Below are 15,904 nucleotides of genomic sequence, written 5' to 3' on the forward strand. Positions count from 1 at the left end.
GAGGAAACCATGGAGATACCGCACCGCGCCTTACGCGCCGCCGTCCTCCTGCTCGCAGCCCGTCCGCTCGTCGCCGCTGGGCAGACGCCGCTCGACATCGCGGCCTTGCAGTTCTCGCCGGCGACGACCATCGCGGAGCTGGACATGGGCAAGCTCAAAGGCGAGCCTTCCCGCCTTGCCTGGTCGGCGGACGGGCGGCTCTTGTACCTCCAGACGACGGAGAATCGCGGCAGGCCGGACGCGAAAAACCATCACTACTCGTTTTCGGTCGACGGCGGCAGGAAACAGGACCTGGATGCCGAGCCGGTGTGGGCGGCCGACTACTGGAGGGGCAAGAGCGGGCAGGCGCCCCCGGACATGCCGGCGTTGAAGATCGACCTCAAGACCGAGACGCGCGAGCGGCGCACCACGTCGGCACCGATGGGGGGTGACCTCGCCCGCGGTGGCATTACGCCGGGTGAGGCAGGGACATCAGCCGGCGACGCCGGCAGCGCGGCGTACGGCGCCCAGAGCGCCACCGTGCATTCGATGGTGCTCAAGGGACAGACGATCGGAGAGTTCGTCAACTCCGTCATCGTCCCCGGGCTGACGTTCGGCTGGGGCCCGAAGGGCTCGCAGGTGATGGCCTTCGCGGCGCCGAAGGACGGGCGCATCGTGGTCATGGACTACGAGGGCAGGAAGCGCGACGTCGATGGCACCGGGGATGCCCTGCTGCCGGCGTGGTCCCAGGATGCCCAGCGGCTCGCCTGGCTGGAGAAGGGAGGGCGCAGGAAGGTTCGCCTGAGGGTCGCGAATGTCACGACATCGTAGCGTGCGGCGCGTGTGGTTCGCTGCCGCGCTGCTGTTCCTTTCGGCGCGGCTGGCCGCGCAGATGACGTTCCGCGCGGAGAGTCTCGCCTTTTCCGGACCACAGACGGTCGCCTCGATCGACGTCGACGAGCTTCACGGAGAGCCATCGCGGCTGGCATGGTCGCCGGATGGTACCCAGTTCTACGTGCAGACCCTCGAGGGAGGCTTCGGCCGCCCCAACGCCATTCTGCGGCACTACGTGTTTACTGCCGATCGAGGCAAGCGGCGGGACCTGCAGGCGGAGCCCGACTGGGCTGCGGAATACTGGAAGACGAAGAGCGGGCGGACATCCCCGGATCGCGAGGCGCCACTCCGGATCGAGCTGAAGAGCGAGAGCCGCAGGGAGCGCACCACGTCGCTGCCGATGGGCGGCGACCTCGCCCGCGGCGGGATCAATCCCGGCATGAGCGAGAACGATCAGCTCAGCGTGGTCGGCGCGCAGGTCGTCGGCGTGCACAGCATGCTGCTGCATGGACAGACGATCGGCCAGTTCGAAAACACCGTGATTGTGCCGGGACTCACCTACGGGTGGGCCCCCGAGGGCACGAGGCTGATCGCGTACGCGGCGCAGAAGACCGGCCACCTCACCGTGATGGACGCAACGGGAGGCCGCAAGGAAGTGCCCGGATCGGGTCATGCGGTCCTGCCCGCGTGGTCGCAGGATCTCGGCCACATCGCGTGGCTGCAGAGGGAAGGGCGCAGCAGGTACTCGCTGCGCGTGAGCCGGGTGCGATTGGTGAATTAGTGGGCTGGTGGATTGGTGAATTGGGATCGTGAATTGGTGAAGTGGAGAATTGGCGGCCCGGCCATGTGCGTGTTGGCCGTGGCGGGCGTGCTCTCGGCGCAGACCGCTCCGCAACAACCGCAGCAGCCTCTCTTTCGATCCGGCGTCCAAGTCGTCGAAGTCGACGTCCGCGTGTTCGACCGCGACGGCAGGTTCGTCCACGATCTCACCAAAGACGATTTCGAGCTGGTCGAGGGGGGTTCCGCGCAGCAGATCCAGACGGTGTTCCTCGTCGACGAGGGTGGCGCCACGCTGCTGCCCGCCACACCGGCTCCCGCCGACGAGCCGGCCACGCCGCCCGCGCGTGCCGCCGTTCCCGGCGCGCGCCACACCTGGATCTTCTTCTTCGATCTCAACCACCTCACTCCCGGCGGCGGCTTCGATCGGGCGCGCCAGGCGGTCCACGACTTTATCCGCGATCGATTCAAGCAGGGAGACCTCGGCGGCGTCGTCGACGGCACGCGAATGGTCAACAACAGGCTCACGAGCGTTCGCGAAGAGTTGGTGGCCGCCGCCTCGAGCGTGAAGCCGCTGAATGAGAGGCGCCGCCTCTACATGGAGATGTCGCGCGAGTGGCCTCCACTGCTGGATGAATACGAGGTCTGGCAGATCAGCCGGAACGATCGCGACGCCCTCCAGCGCGCCGTTATCCGCGCGTGCTCGGAAGACCCGAACGCCTGCGGGCGGGTCGATCCGGAGCCGCAGATTCGCGCGAAGGCGCAGCGGGTACACAGCGAGCTGCAGCGCAGCTCGATGCAGACGCTCAACGCCGTGCACGGGCTCGCCGCGGGGCTGGCGAAGATGCCCGGACCGAAGACCGTCGTGTTTCTCACCGACGGTTTCATCACGCAGGAGGTCGAGACGACGCTGCGAAGCGTCGTGGGCCAGGCGGCCAGGGCGGGCGCGCGCTTCTACGCCATCGACGTGCGCGGCCTGAACCGCGGCGCGAACCCGGAGATTCTCAATCAGCGCGCCGTGGAGGACCCGGCCGGTCCCCCGCCGATTCAGCTCGACTGGGCCGAGGACGCGCCGAACAGCCTTTCGGTGGACACGGGCGGGATGATGATCCGCAACGAGAACGACATCGGCCGCGCGCTCGAGCGGATCGCGCAGGACGCGGGGCGCTATTACGTGCTCGCGTACCAGCCCGCCAACACGAACTTCGACGGGAAGTACAGGGCAATCGAGGTTCGTGTCAGGCGCCCCGGCGTGCGCGTCCGAGCGCGACGCGGGTACCTGGCGCTCGAGCCGGCAAGGATGCTCATCCCGAGGCCGATCGCCGCTCCCTCAGAAGGCGGCGCAGGCAACGCTGCCGGCGGCGGCGCGGCGGCGGCACCTGAGTCCACCGCGGTGCGGGCCTCCTCGCCTGCGCCGACAACGCCGGGCGCGGTCGTCGCCGGAAAGGGCGCACCGTCAGGCGCCGCGCGCCTTCGGCCGGATGCGGCAGGAAACGTCGCTGCCCTTTCCGCGGGGAACACCACGGATGCCGGCGCGCTGGCCGGCAAGGGATGGGACGCGTATCAACGAGGGGACGTGGAAGCGGCGCTGGGGCCGCTCTCGGAGGCCGCGGCCGCTCCCGATGCAAGGCCCTGGGTGCTGTACGCGCTGGGCCTGTCGCAGGCTGCCCTCGGAAAGCCCGCGGATGCCGCGCTCTCGTGGGAGCGCGTCCGACAGGCGGCACCCGATTTCCAGCCGGTGTACATCGATCTCGCGGACACCTACGTGCAGCTCTCGAACACCACCAGCGCGCTCACCGTGCTTCGCGATGCCGAGAAGCGCTGGCCGGATAGCGACGACGTGCACAATGCCATCGGCGTCATTCACGTGTCGCGCGGCGCGCTGGACGACGCGATCGCGTCGTTTCAGAAAGCCGTCGCCTCCGCGCGGGCCGAGGCGCTCGGCTATCTGAACCTCGGTCGCGCCTACGAGTTGCGCTACACGCGGGGGCGCCGGTGGGTGCAGAGCCAGCGCCGCTGGGTGGCACCGACCGGCGACCGTCGGCGCGCAGTGGAGGCCTACGAGCGATGCGTGAAGCTCGGAGGCCCGTACGCGGCTCAGGCCTCCGAGGCCCTCAGCAGGCTCGATTGGAGCAGGTAAAGCCGACAACATCCAGTCGCGATTGCACGAATGGTCGCTTGCGGTGATTCGATTGTGTCGAACGCTTCCGAACACAGACGAGGCCCGACTTCATCAATTACTTGAGTGACTCCAGGATCTTCTTCGCCGTGGCCAGCTCCGGCGCGTCGGGCGGCGCGATCGAAACGAATTTCTCCAGGTCTTCCTTCGCGCCGGCGGCGTTTCCGAGCGCCACCCTCGAGATGCCGCGGTAGTAGTAAGCATCGGGGTGGTCCGGGAAGCGTGCGATCGCCCTGTCGAACCACGTCACCGCCTGCGCCTGTTTCCCGTTGTTGATCATCTCGATCCCGGCGTTCACGTAAAAGGTCGGATCCGTCACCTTGCTCTCGTCGATCGACTCCAGAATCTTCCGTCCCTCTTCGGCCTGCCCGGTTTCCACCATGGTGTTCCCGAGCAGCAGGCGCACCTCGATGTTTTCAGGATCGGACTCCGCCGCGGCCCGCAGGAACTCGATCGCCTTTTCCTTGTTCCCCTCGCCGTAGTACGCCCGCGCGATGAGCGGCTGAAATTGCTTCACCTCGGGGTACTTCGCCGACAGCCCCTCGTAGATCGCCCGCGCCTCGGCGAACTTCTTCTCGTTGAGCAGCCCGGCCGCCTTCGTGAGCTGTTCCTTGATCTCGACGTTGGGATCGACCACGACCGCCGCTTTCTTCATGACGATTTCCATCGGCGGAATGCGCGACACCTCGCTCACCGAGATCGAGATGCTCTTCGTCTCGTAGCCCTCCTTGACGAAATCGAGCGCCCAGCTGCCGCGCGCGATCCCACCGAACGCCCACTCCCCTTTCCTGTTCGTCTTCCCCTCGGACGGCCCCGCGTTGCCAGCGGCCGGAAGCGCCGCCTTCACGACGACGCCCTCGATCGGCTTCCCGCTCTCGTCCACGACCTTGCCGGCGACACGGCCCATCCCGCGCCACGCCTGCGCCTCGGCGGCGGAGGCCGCCGCGAAGACGAGCGCGAGCACGAGCGCCGTCGTTGCTGCAAGCTTGCTTTGGATCATGAGGATGGCTCCCGTACGTGAAAAAACCCCGGAGGCCGCCGCAGCAGCCCCCGGGGTCATGATACTCAAAGACGCCGCCTCGTTCAGGCCGGCGCCCTTCCGGCTAGAAATTGAACCGGAGCCCCAGACGCAGGACACGCGGGTTCATGATCTCGCGCACCTGGTTCGCCGTGGTGAGGCGGAGGTTGTACTCGCGGCCCAGCACCGTATTCGAGTTCATCACGTTGAACACGTCGAGGTCCACGTTGATCCGCGCGCGGTTGATGGCGATCTCCTTACCGACGCGGGCGTCGAGGGAAGCCACCGTCGGCAGGCGCAGGTCGCCGACGTCGTCGACCAGGAGCACGGTCTTTCTCGGCGCGATCGGGTCGGCGGTCGGTACCAGGTTACGGAAGTACGGCGTCGAGAAGCCCTGCCGTGTGACCATGTTCGCCGCCAGGTTGATGCCCCAGGGCGCCTGGTACAGGCCGGTGGCGACGAACTGATACTTCGGCAGCACCTGGTAGATGCCGCTCTTGCCGCTGCCGGTGCTCTGCCGGATCACCAGGCCGCCGTCCTTGTTCGGATTGGTTGGCGTCGGCGTCGGGTCGGTCATCGCCCCGGCGGTGTCGAAGTACTCCCGGTGGTCGTTCGTGGAGAAGCCCAGACGGGCCATCCACCGGTTCGAGAGCCGCTTGGTGGCGGCGACCTCGAATCCCAGGTAGCGCTGGCTGTACCCGTCGCGGTCTCTGTAGATCGTGGCGGCGCGATTCTCCGGCAGGCGCGTCGGGCCGTAAATCGGCGCGTCGTACGACCCAATCGGCTCCGCGCTGCCCGTCAGCGTAGCAATCTGCACGTAGTCGACGCCGGTGAGACCGTTGTTCCGCCAGTTGAAGTTGGTGAACCGGCGCCACGAGAACGTGCCGCTCACGCCGAAGTTCGGCATCAGCTCCCGGTCCACGCCGAACTGCACTTCGTGGGTGATCGGCGTGCTGTAGTCTCCCACCCGGTGGATTGGCGTCAACGCCGACGGCTTGGCCGGGTCGAGCCCGTACCAGTCGACGGGGCCTCCGGCCAGATCCAGCTCGCCCGGATCAACGAAGCGGTTGCCGTTCGTGTCCGTTGCGTAGAAGTACACGCCCCTGTACTGCACCGCCGAGAGGAAATTCCCGGCCGTGGCATTGAGCTGCGACGCGAAGGCGCCGTAGCTGGCGCGGAGCAGGGTCCGCCGGCTCTCGTCGACCGCGTACGAAAGGCCGATGCGCGGGGTCACCGAGTTCCAGACGACAACGTCGTCGGCCGCCGCGCCGGTGAGGTCCGGCAGCAGCGTCGGCAGCGCGGGATTGCCCGGCTGCGTGAACTCGTTCACCGAGGACGCCTGGCGATCCCACCGGACACCGACGTTCAGCGTGAGGCGGTTCCACGTGAGCGTGTCACCCACGTACGCGTGCGTGTACACGCCCTTCGCAGAAGTCGAGTGATTCCACGCCGTGACCTCGGCGTACATCTGGGGATAGCCGATGTGGTACGAGATGATCCCGTTGCCGGGCACGATCGTGCTCGAGTCCACGTCGGCCCGGCGCCAGCCGAAGCCGAACCTGATCTCGTGGTTCCCTCGGAAGAAGTTGCCCTCCGCCGCGGTCGCCCACTGGGGCCGCGTCGTCTCGTAGTGGTAGTACGAGCCGCGGCTGATGCCGCCGTCGTCGACGTACCAGTTGGTGCCGAGGCCGCCCTGCGGCGTGAGCTGGAATCCGCCGCCAACGTACGAGTAGCGGCCCGTCAGGAACAGGTCGTTCCCAAGCACGAAGTTACCCTCGCCCTTGTGCACCGGGCTCGGACCGCTCTGGTTCCACGTCGTCTCGGGAGGACGCGTCGGGCCCGCGTTGCGGCCGAACTTCACCTTGTCGCCGCGGAAGTACGTGTATGACCCGCGGACGGCGCTGGTCGCCTGCCCCGTGAACTTCAGCGAGCGGTTGTCCAGGATCGTCTGGTCGGGCGTATTGGCGAGCGTGAGCAGCGTCACGTCCGTCTTGCCGTACGCGCCCCAGCCCCAGAGGCGATCGCGGAGGATCGGGCCGCCGATTTCGAAGCCGTAGTCCGTGTACTCGTCGATGCGGTTGCCCTTCCCCGTCTTGCCGCCAATCGTCTTCGCGAGGTCGGACGGCATGTTGTTCGACTGCATGTCCTCGTTCTCGTAGTACACGCGGGCCGAACCGTGCGGCGTGTTGCCGCCGCCCTTCAACACGAAGTTCAGCGCCACGCCCGGCGTCGCGTTCGTGAGATCCGCGCCGCCCGTCGTGACCTGCATTTCCTGGAACATGTCGAAGTCGTAGTACGTCGGCGAGGAACCGAGCGCGGCCATGTCCGTGATGGGAACGCCGTCCATGTTCCACGTGTTGTCGGCGCTCGCGGCGCCCTTCGCCTGGTAGTTCGACTGCTGTCCGGACTCGGCGCCGCCCACGTTCACGCGGTCCACCACGACGCCGGGGACGGTCTGGAGAACGACCCAAGGATCGCGCGCCGAGGGAACCTGCTGGAGCTCTTCGTACGTCACGTTGGTGGAGGTCGTCAGTTTCTTCGGATCGATGACCGGCGATTCCGCCGTGACTTCGACCTCCTGCGTGACGCCACTGATCGCCAACACGGCCCTCAGCGGCACGGAGACGCCGGCGCTGACCGGGACGTGCGGGTTGTTGTAGCCACTGAAGCCCGCCAGAGCGGCTCGCACCGCGTAGGTGCCGGGCGCGAGGTTGAGGAACACCGCAGTCCCTTTCGCATCCGTCTCGGTCGAGCGATTCTGGGGACCGTTGACGTCCACTGTGGCGCCGGGAAGCACCGCGCCGGTCGTGTCTGTCACCGTGACCTCGATGCGTCCGGTGAAAACCTGCGCGGCGGCGGGGGCGTTGAACATGGCCAGCATGGCCAGGCACACGGCCCCCCGTACAGTCGTTCTCAATCTCATCTTCTCCATCCTCCATGGACTAGACAGAGCGGAATGACGGCCGGGGACGAGTCACAGGAATTGAGGGCCTGGGAGCCTCCCTTCTCAAATCCGAACGCTGAACGGCAGCGAACACTGTGCCCGAATGTCAGCGTGCCGTCAACACCTTGTTTTCAGCAATTTACGGCCATATTGTGCAGTCTGATCTCCAAGTTTACGTATTCGGACATTCGAGGGATTCAAGGGGTTGAACTGAAAGAAGCAGGCCGGGCGCCCGGACTGTCAGCCCTTCGGGCTTCGACGCGCGTTAGGAACGAACGCGCAGCGTTCGCGAAAGGTGCGGGCTGGCTAGGGGACCAGGCGGCTCTCGAGGCGCATGCGACCCTCGGTGGCCGCGAGGAAGAACGGCTCCCACGCCGTGCGGATGCGGTCGAGCTTCGCGACCTGCGCGGTGTCGGGGGCCGCGGTCGTGATGACGTAGGTGAACGCCTGGCGATGCACGCGCGCAGACTCGCCGGGCCCGGGGCTCCGCGCGCCCATCGCGGCAACGACATCCTGAATCAACACGTCACGGCGCGTGCCGGTGAACGTCTCGCCGGACCGCGGCGCGCTGTCCGGCTCGCGGACCGTGCCCGATGGCGACTCCACGTAGAAGAACGGGGGGACGTCGCTCTCGCGGACGAGCCCCATGGCGTACTGATCGAGCCGGCTGAAGCGGCGCCCGGCGGGCCCGGTGCGGAACGATCCACCGCCAAGATCCTCGATGTCGTTCCCCTCCATCACGGACCCGTCCGAATCCATGAAGAAGCTCCAGTGCGCCTCGTCGCGCCCCAGCAGCGCGTTCGATCGTGTCCCGCCGGGCGGCCGGAACTGAAGGAACGCGAGCCAGCGGTGGCCGGACTCCTGGCCGAGCAGGCTGAGCGTGTTGTTCTCGCCCAGAAACCGCTGCGCGGGGTCATCCGGATACTTCGAGAGCGCATCCATCACGACCACGCTGCGCAGCGTGCCCGCGCTGCCGAACTCGCGCGCGACGTCGAAGACGTCGAGGCCGATGCCGCGCACCTCGTTCTTGACCGTGGACTCGAAGGCGAACGACCTCGTCAGCAGGCGCGTGTCGGTCCACATGACGAGTTGATCGAACGTGTCAGGATGCGTCTGGAAGAACCGGCGGGCGGCGGCGACGGTGTCCAACTGGCCCGTCTCGGAGAACCGCTCCCCTACCGCGCCGTTCCCGCCCGCCGTCGGGCCATCGGCGCTCAGATCGACGGGCGTGAATACGCCGGTGCGGCCGGGAGACACCGCCACGATCGCGTCGCTCAGCGTCGTCGCCCCGGCAATCTTCACGTCGACGGTGCCGTCGGGCAGCATCGTGGCCTGCACGGTCGCCACACGGCTGGACTCGAACCCGCGGACGGCACACCACGTCACGGTGAACTCCGTCGCGGTGGCGTTGAGCCATACCGATCCGCCGGCGCTCGGGTCGAGATCCGCGAAGAACGCCGCCACGCGTGGCGCTCCCGTGAGCACGCGCGATACGCTGCGCTCGCTGCTCGCGTTGTCCCCTTCGCCGAACGTCACGTTGCCGTCGGAGTTGACGAACGCCGAGGTCTGCGACTGTCCGAAGAACGGGAAGGCAAAGGGTACGGTTGCCGCGCGACTGTCATCGTCGGACAGCGTCAGCCTCGAGCCGAGCGGCGCGCGGAACGGTGCCTCCGTCCTGCGCACGTCGTAGCCGCCGCTGCCGTTTTGCGTGAACCTGAGACCGACGTCGGACAGGTCGAGCCGGTTGGCGCGGAGCACCAGGTCACCCTGGTCCTGCAGCACCGCGATGTGGCCCACGTCGGCGCCGGCCGGCGAGGGGGACACGAGCGTCTGCCCGCGCAGCCGCGCCGCGCGATGCGCGTAAAGATCGTCCAGCACTCTCCAGCGATGGGAGCCGTCGATGCGGGATTTCGCTTCCGTGCGCTCGCCCTCTTCGACGCGCGATTCGAGGAATGCGTCCTCGACGGCGACGGCGGCGCAGGGATTTTGTGTCGTGGGTCCCGGCGAGGGCGATGGGGCGGGCGGCGATCCGCCGTCGCCTGAACCGCCACCGCACGCAGACAGGGCGGCGAACAGCAGCGCCGCGGCAGACCGGCCGGGGGTGCGACGCAGGGATACCTCCGAGTCGCGAAGGGGGCCGGACCCCCTCCGCGACCCTTACGGTATCAGAAAGAGAACCTCGCCCCGAACTTGAAGATCCGCGGCGAGATCACAACGGTCGGATACAGGAAGCGCGGCACCTGCGAACTGGCGCCGGCCACGGTGACCGTGCGAAGCCCCGTGATGCTGTCCTGCGTCTGGAACGCGTTCGAGTTGTTGATGTTGTACGCGTCGAAGAAGAGGCCGAGCCGCTTCGAGCCGGGCAGCTGGACCAGTTTCTCGAACCGCGTATCGAAGATCGTCACGTTCGTCTCGCGGTACGTCCCCGAGGGCTCGACCAGCACGTTGAACGTCCCGCCGTTGGTCGTGACGCTGACACGGCGCGGGAGCGGGTCACCCGACTGGTGGCGCAGCACGGGCGAGATGTTCACCCCCCACGGCCCCTGGTAGGTGCCGAAGAGCTTGAACGTCCAGATCGTGTCGTCCGTGAAGTTATTCAGCGCCTCGTTGGGGTTCTGCGGCGATCCGTTCCAACTCTCGTTTCTCCAGGTGAAGAGATACGACGCGACGACCGACCACCGGTTCGACATCCGCTTGCTGAGCGTCAGGTCGACGTTCTTGTAGCTCTGGTCGTAGTCGTCGCGCGCCTGCCACTCGAAGCGGCTGGTGGTCACCTGCGCCAGATCGTAGGCGGTGACCTGCCCGTCGTCGCTCGTACCTCTCTGGCCGTCCACGCCGGGATCCGTGGCCGCACGGGTCACGCTCCAGAGCTCGAACGGGCGCGCGACGTCGATCAGGTCCCACTGGTTGTTCTGCTTCTTCCAGACATAGCCGACGCGGAGCCCGAGATTCGGAATAATCTGGCGCTCGAAGAACACATTCGCTTCGTCGGTGTACGCGCTCTTGATGCCTTGTTCCACCGTGTTCCGCGCGCCACCCGCAAGGCTGACGAAGGGGCCCAGTTCGCCGAGCTCAAACTTCCGGTCCCTGTTCCGGTCGGCCCAGCCGAAAGTGGCGGTCGTCAGCTGAAGCGGATTCACGTCATCGCTGAAGCTCACGCCAGGATTGAAGTAGAACCTGCCCCAGTTCACCTTGACGACGGTCTTGCCGTCGCCGCGCACGTCCCACGACAGGCCGACGCGCGGCGCGACGTTCTTCAGGACGATGATGTCCTTGCGCTCGGGCACCATCCAGGCGCCGGCGAAGGGAGAGGCCGGTATCGAGTAGGCGCCCGCCGAGGTCTGCAGCGGCTGGCCGCCGTAGAAGAAGTCGCGCCACGGCCCCTCGCGGACGTCCTGCTCCGGCTCGTACGCGTTGTAGTAATCCCACCGGGCGCCCACGTTCAGCGTCAGGCGCGATCCGATCGACACCTGGTCCTGGAGGAAGGCGCCGTGGTGCCACAGCGAGTCGTCGGCGGTCGTCGGCCCGTTCTGCAGCGTGACGCGGAACGGCGTCGTGAAGTCCACGCCGCTCGTACTCCTGAAGATCAACTCCAGGCTGTCGCGCGCGCCGAACCGTTCGAATTCGATCGCCTCCCACTCGCTCGTCCATCCAAACTTCAGCGAGTGATTCGCGCCCAGCAGCCCATCCCGGTACCAATTGCCCACGGCCTCGTACTGGTAGCGACGGCGATCGCGACGATCGCCCGCAAAACCACCAGCCACGTTGCCGGTGATCTGGTCGCTCCAGCGGTAGTTGAGCTCTCCTTTGCTCTTGGCCACGCTTCCATTCGGCGCGTACGGCAGGTTCGGCCAGTTGTACCCGAAGGTGCCGACACGCACGTCGAAGAACAGCGTCGGGTTCACGATGTGGTTCCACTCGACCTTGCCGGCCCACGAGAAGCTGTCCTGCGAGTACACGGCGTCCACCGATCGCGTCGCTTCAGCATCGCGGTACGGCTGGTACTTCCGCCCCCACTGCAGGAAGTGGGTGAGCTTGTTGTTCTGGTTGAGCTGGTACGTCAGCTTGTACGTGATGTTCTGCAGCCGCGTCAGGAAGTCCGGCGCGCTCGACGGGTCGCCGTCGAACGGCCATCCCGTGGTTGAGGTCGCGATCTCCTGGTTGCGGAAGGACGTGAAGTACCACAGCTTGTCCTTGCGGATCGGCCCGCCAAGGTTGAGGTTCGGATCGTAGTATTTCCTGATCCGCGTGCCCTCGCCGACCCCGAGCGACTTGAGGTCCTTCGTGTTGTCTCCCTGCAGGCTCTCGTTCTCGTAGTCGACGTACACGTCGCCGTGCACCTCGTTGCCGCCCGACTTCAGGACCGTGTTGATCATCACGCCCGGCGTGGGCATCTGCGCGTCGGAGGCGTTCGAGGCGCCGAACGAGATCTCTTCGAACGCGCCGTAGTCGAAGTAGAACCCGGCCGCGTCGGTGCCTTCCGTGGTGTTCGCGCCGTCAATCTGCACGCGGTTCTGCCCACCGGTGCCGTACGACGTGTAGCCGGTCTGCGTGCCGGCCGTCGATCCGCCGACGTCGAAGCGGCTCACGGTCATGCCCGGCGCTTCCGCCATCAGCGACCAGATGTCGCGCGCGTTCGGGATCGATTTCAACATCTCGGAGTTGAAATTGTTCTGAACGGTGGTGTTCTGCGTGTCCACCACGGGCGACTCGCCGGAAACGGTGACGCTTTCCTGGAGAGTGCCGATGGCGAGCTGCACGTTGATCGTGGCGGTGAACCCGAGCGGCACCTGGACGCTGTCGCGCACGACCGACGAGAACCCGGTGAGCTCGTACGTCAGCTTGTACACACCCGGGGGTACGGCAGGAAATCGATAAAGGCCGTGCTCATTGGTGACCGCGGTCTGCGCTCCAAGGAGTGCGGGGCTGGTCGCGGTAACGGTCACTCCGGGCAGAATCGCGCCGGTGTTATCCGTGACCGTCCCGTTGATGCTGCCCGATGTGGGGCCCTGTGCCGATGCCGGCGCGATCGCGAGCAGGACTGCCGCGATCGCCGACACAAGTACAGTGCCCGCCTTGGTGTGGTGGCCCATGCCTCTTCTCCTCCTAAATGAGTACAGCCCTGGCGGGTGACGGGATAAAGAAACTGATTTTAGGGAGGCGCGCGGGCGGGCGCAAGGCCCATCCGCGTCCTAACGGTGACATAAGGGGATCTTGACAGGGCCGTGCGAAATGAATGAACATTCATTCAGTCCGCCATGCCCCGCGCCGAAGCCTCCCGCGTCGACGAACCGGTTGCCTCCGGCAAACGCGAGCTCATCCTGCGCGCCGCTATCGCCGTCTTCGCCCGCCGCGGATTCTTCAATTCGCAAGTGGCTGACGTCGCACGACAGGCCGGCGTCGCCGCCGGCACTGTCTACCTGTACTTCCGCAGCAAGGATGAGCTGCTCGTCTCGATTTTCGAGCGCACGATGAAGGAGGCCCGCGCCGAAGCGCGCGCGGCGCTCGACGGTCTGGAGGATCCCGTCGAACGCCTCGAGGCGCTCGCGCGGGTGCACCTCGGCCGGCTCGGCCGCGACCGGGACCTCGCGGTCGTCTTCCAGGTGGAGCTGCGCCAGTCGACCAAGTTCATGGAGCGGCTTTCGACGACGTACCTGCGCGAGTACCTCGGACTGATGCGCGACACGATCGCCGGCGCGCAGGCGCGCGGGGCGTTCCGCAAGGAACTCAACCCGACGGTTGCCGCGAAGGTCTTCTTCGGCGCGCTCGACGAGATGGCCACCAACTGGATCCTTTCCAAGCGGCGCTACTCGCTCGTGAACGACGCGAACGGCGTCCTCGACATCCTCCTGAACGGCTTCACCACGAAGGGCGCCAAGTCATGAACAACGTCAGCCACGTGACCGTCCTCGGCGCCGGCGTCATGGGCGCGCAGATCGGCGCGCATTTCGCCAACGCGGGAGTCCCCGTCCTCCTCCTCGACGTGACCGCGCAGGCCGCGGCCGAAGGGCTGGCGCGCGCGCGAAAGCTCCGCCCCGATCCGTTTTTCACGGCGGACGCGCACGAGCTGATCGCGACCGGCTCGTTTGACGAGGGTCTCCCATCGGCCGCCAGATCCGACTGGATCCTGGAAGCGGTCGTCGAGCGGCTCGACATCAAACAGGGACTGTTCGAACGGCTCGAACACATCCGCCGCGCCGACGCCGTCGTCTCCTCGAATACCTCCGGCATCCCGCTGCGCATGCTCGCCCAGGGGCGTTCGGAGGGCTTCCGGCGGCACTTCCTCGGTACGCATTTCTTCAATCCGCCGCGCTATCTGCGCCTGCTGGAAGTGATCCCGACCGCCGACACCGACGCGCAGGTCGCTGCCGCCATCTCGCGGTTTGCCGACCACCGGCTGGGCAAGGGGGTCGTCGTCGCGAAGGACACCCCGAACTTCATCGGCAACCACATCGTGATGCACGGCGTGCTGCGCATCTTCGAACTGCTCGCGGCCGGTGGATTCACCGTCGAGGAGATCGACGCGGTGACGGGCCCGGCGATCGGCCGCGCGAAGAGCGCGACGTTCCGCACGATCGACATCGCGGGACTCGACGTCCTCGCGCACGTCGCGCGCAACCTGGCGGAAAGTGGGACAGTCACACTTTCCTCAGGCGGCCGTCAGGAAAGTGTGACTGTCCCACTTTCCGCGCCCCTTCCCCGCTTCGTCGAGCAGATGCTCGCGAAGGGCTGGGTGGGCGAGAAGGCCGGGCAGGGTTTCTACAAGAGATCGAAGGCGGCCGACGGCTCGAACGAGATCCTCGCGCTTGACGTCCGGACGCTCGAGTACCGCCCGCAGCAGAAGCCCAGGCTGCCGTCGATTGAAGCGGCGAAGGCGATCGAGGACACGGGCGGGCGGATCAGGACGCTGTTTCTCGGCAAGGACCGCGTCGGCGAGTTCCTTCGCGCCACGCTCGGCGACTCGCTCCTCTACACGGCTCGTGTCGCGCCGGACATCGCGCACTCGCTCGAGGACGTGGACCGCGCGATGCGCTGGGGATTCGCCTGGGACCTCGGCCCGTTCGAGACATGGAACGCGATCGGCGTGCGCGAGGTGCTGCAGGCCGTCGGCGTTGCCGAGGCCGACGCGCCGCCGCTCGTGCGCGACCTCCTCGCCCTCGGGGAGAGCCAGTTCGCGCTTCGACACGCGCCGACGGCGCTCCGCCGCGGCAGGGTGGTGAAGAAGAACGCCGGCGCCAGCCTCGTGGACCTCGGCGACGGCGTGCTCGCCATCGAGTTCCACTCGAAGATGAACGCGATTGGCGGCGACACGGTCGCGATGATCGACGCCGGCGTCAAGGAAGCTGCCGCGAACTTCGCCGCGATCGTCGTCGGCAACGACGCGCCGAACTTCTCGGCCGGCGCCAACCTGATGCTGCTGCTCCTCGAGGCGCAGGAGGGGAACTGGGACGAAGTGGACCTCATGATCCGCGCCTTCCAGCGCGCCACCATGGCGCTCCGCCTCTCGCCGGTGCCCGTGGTCGTTGCGCCTGCCGGCCTCACGCTCGGCGGCGGCTGCGAAATGGTGCTGCACGCCGACCGCGTGCAGGCGGCGGCTGAAAGCTACATCGGGCTCGTCGAAGTGGGGGTCGGGCTGATCCCTGCCGGCGGCGGCACGAAGGAGATGCTGGCGCGCGCCGTCGAGCGCGCGGGCGACACCACGAACCTGCTCGCCGCCGTGCAGCCCGTTTTCGAGACCATTGGCTTCGGCAAGGTCTCCACGAGCGGGCCGGAGGCGCGTCGCTACCGCTACCTGAGCGAGGCGGACGCGATCACGATGAACCGCGATCGCCTGCTGGACGACGCGAAAGCGCTCGCGCTCTCCCGGGTCGAGGGATACGTTCCCCGGTGCGTGCGGCCGGCGATTCGCGTCGGCGGCGCCGGCGTGCTGGCCGCGCTGAAGCTCGGCGTACACCTCGCCTGGCGTGCGGGCCGGTTGAGCGACCACGACAAGACCATCGGCGGCAAGCTGGCGTGGGTGCTCGCCGGCGGCAACGCGACGCACGAGACGACGATCAGCGAGCAGCAGGTGCTCGATCTGGAACGCGAAGCGTTCCTCAGCCTGTGCGGCGAGCGCAAGACGCAGGAGCGCATCGCTCACACGCTCAAGACCGGCAAGCCGCTGCGGAACTGA

Annotated in this window: 9 protein-coding genes; 5 read left to right on the forward strand and 4 right to left on the reverse strand. The window is 67.1% G+C overall.

Going from position 1 to position 15,904, the window contains the following annotated elements:
• Positions 1 to 9: 9 nt before the first annotated feature.
• Genes HYU53_14605 through HYU53_14615 form a run of 3 tightly spaced genes read left to right on the forward strand, consistent with a single transcriptional unit; the run spans position 10 to position 3,730 of the window.
• Positions 10 to 810: a hypothetical protein gene (locus tag HYU53_14605; protein MBI2222423.1), complete on the forward strand. Its 801-nt coding sequence runs from the start codon at positions 10 to 12 to the stop codon at positions 808 to 810.
• Positions 794 to 1,594 (forward strand): hypothetical protein, encoded by an 801-nt coding sequence (locus HYU53_14610; GenBank protein MBI2222424.1) that lies wholly within the window; start codon positions 794 to 796, stop codon positions 1,592 to 1,594. Before HYU53_14605 ends, HYU53_14610 begins: the two co-directional genes overlap by 17 nt.
• 36 nt (positions 1,595 to 1,630) lie before the next feature.
• Positions 1,631 to 3,730, forward strand: coding sequence for a VWA domain-containing protein (locus HYU53_14615; GenBank protein MBI2222425.1), 2,100 nt, complete (start codon positions 1,631 to 1,633; stop codon positions 3,728 to 3,730).
• Positions 3,731 to 3,827: 97 nt separating this feature from the next.
• On the opposite strand, the gene HYU53_14620 is transcribed toward HYU53_14615, so the two are convergent.
• From HYU53_14620 to HYU53_14635, 4 genes are all read right to left on the reverse strand, one after another.
• The gene (locus HYU53_14620; protein ID MBI2222426.1) at positions 3,828 to 4,769 is read right to left on the reverse strand and encodes a tetratricopeptide repeat protein; all 942 of its coding nucleotides are present in this window, start codon (positions 4,767 to 4,769) and stop codon (positions 3,828 to 3,830) included.
• A 103-nt stretch (positions 4,770 to 4,872) separates the two neighbouring features.
• Positions 4,873 to 7,704 carry a TonB-dependent receptor gene (locus HYU53_14625; protein MBI2222427.1) on the reverse strand — a complete coding sequence of 944 codons (2,832 nt, stop codon included), beginning with the start codon at positions 7,702 to 7,704 and terminating at the stop codon, positions 4,873 to 4,875.
• A gap of 333 nt (positions 7,705 to 8,037) precedes the next feature.
• A complete protein-coding gene (locus HYU53_14630; protein ID MBI2222428.1) occupies positions 8,038 to 9,609 on the reverse strand; it encodes a hypothetical protein in 1,572 nt (523 codons plus the stop codon).
• A gap of 287 nt (positions 9,610 to 9,896) precedes the next feature.
• Positions 9,897 to 12,824 (reverse strand): TonB-dependent receptor, encoded by a 2,928-nt coding sequence (locus tag HYU53_14635; protein ID MBI2222429.1) that lies wholly within the window; start codon positions 12,822 to 12,824, stop codon positions 9,897 to 9,899.
• A 165-nt stretch (positions 12,825 to 12,989) separates the two neighbouring features.
• Between HYU53_14635 and HYU53_14640 the strand changes: the two genes are divergently transcribed.
• Positions 12,990 to 13,616 (forward strand): TetR/AcrR family transcriptional regulator, encoded by a 627-nt coding sequence (locus HYU53_14640; GenBank protein ID MBI2222430.1) that lies wholly within the window; start codon positions 12,990 to 12,992, stop codon positions 13,614 to 13,616.
• A complete protein-coding gene (locus tag HYU53_14645) occupies positions 13,613 to 15,904 on the forward strand; it encodes an enoyl-CoA hydratase/isomerase family protein (GenBank protein ID MBI2222431.1) in 2,292 nt (763 codons plus the stop codon). The genes HYU53_14640 and HYU53_14645 overlap by 4 nt, the downstream gene beginning before the upstream one ends.

This window comes from Acidobacteriota bacterium (assembly GCA_016184105.1).
GTDB lineage: Bacteria > Acidobacteriota > Vicinamibacteria > Vicinamibacterales > 2-12-FULL-66-21 > JACPDI01.

What these genes read in the sequence shown, in the direction of transcription:
- HYU53_14605 (MBI2222423.1), top strand. Translation starts at nt 10, where the DNA reads ATGGAGATACCGCACCGCGCCTTACGCGCCGCCGTCCTCCTGCTCGCA.
- HYU53_14610 (MBI2222424.1), top strand. Translation starts at nt 794, where the DNA reads ATGTCACGACATCGTAGCGTGCGGCGCGTGTGGTTCGCTGCCGCGCTG.
- HYU53_14620 (MBI2222426.1), bottom strand. Translation starts at nt 4,769, where the DNA reads ATGATCCAAAGCAAGCTTGCAGCAACGACGGCGCTCGTGCTCGCGCTC.
- HYU53_14635 (MBI2222429.1), bottom strand. Translation starts at nt 12,824, where the DNA reads ATGGGCCACCACACCAAGGCGGGCACTGTACTTGTGTCGGCGATCGCG.
- HYU53_14640 (MBI2222430.1), top strand. Translation starts at nt 12,990, where the DNA reads ATGCCCCGCGCCGAAGCCTCCCGCGTCGACGAACCGGTTGCCTCCGGC.
- HYU53_14645 (MBI2222431.1), top strand. Translation starts at nt 13,613, where the DNA reads ATGAACAACGTCAGCCACGTGACCGTCCTCGGCGCCGGCGTCATGGGC.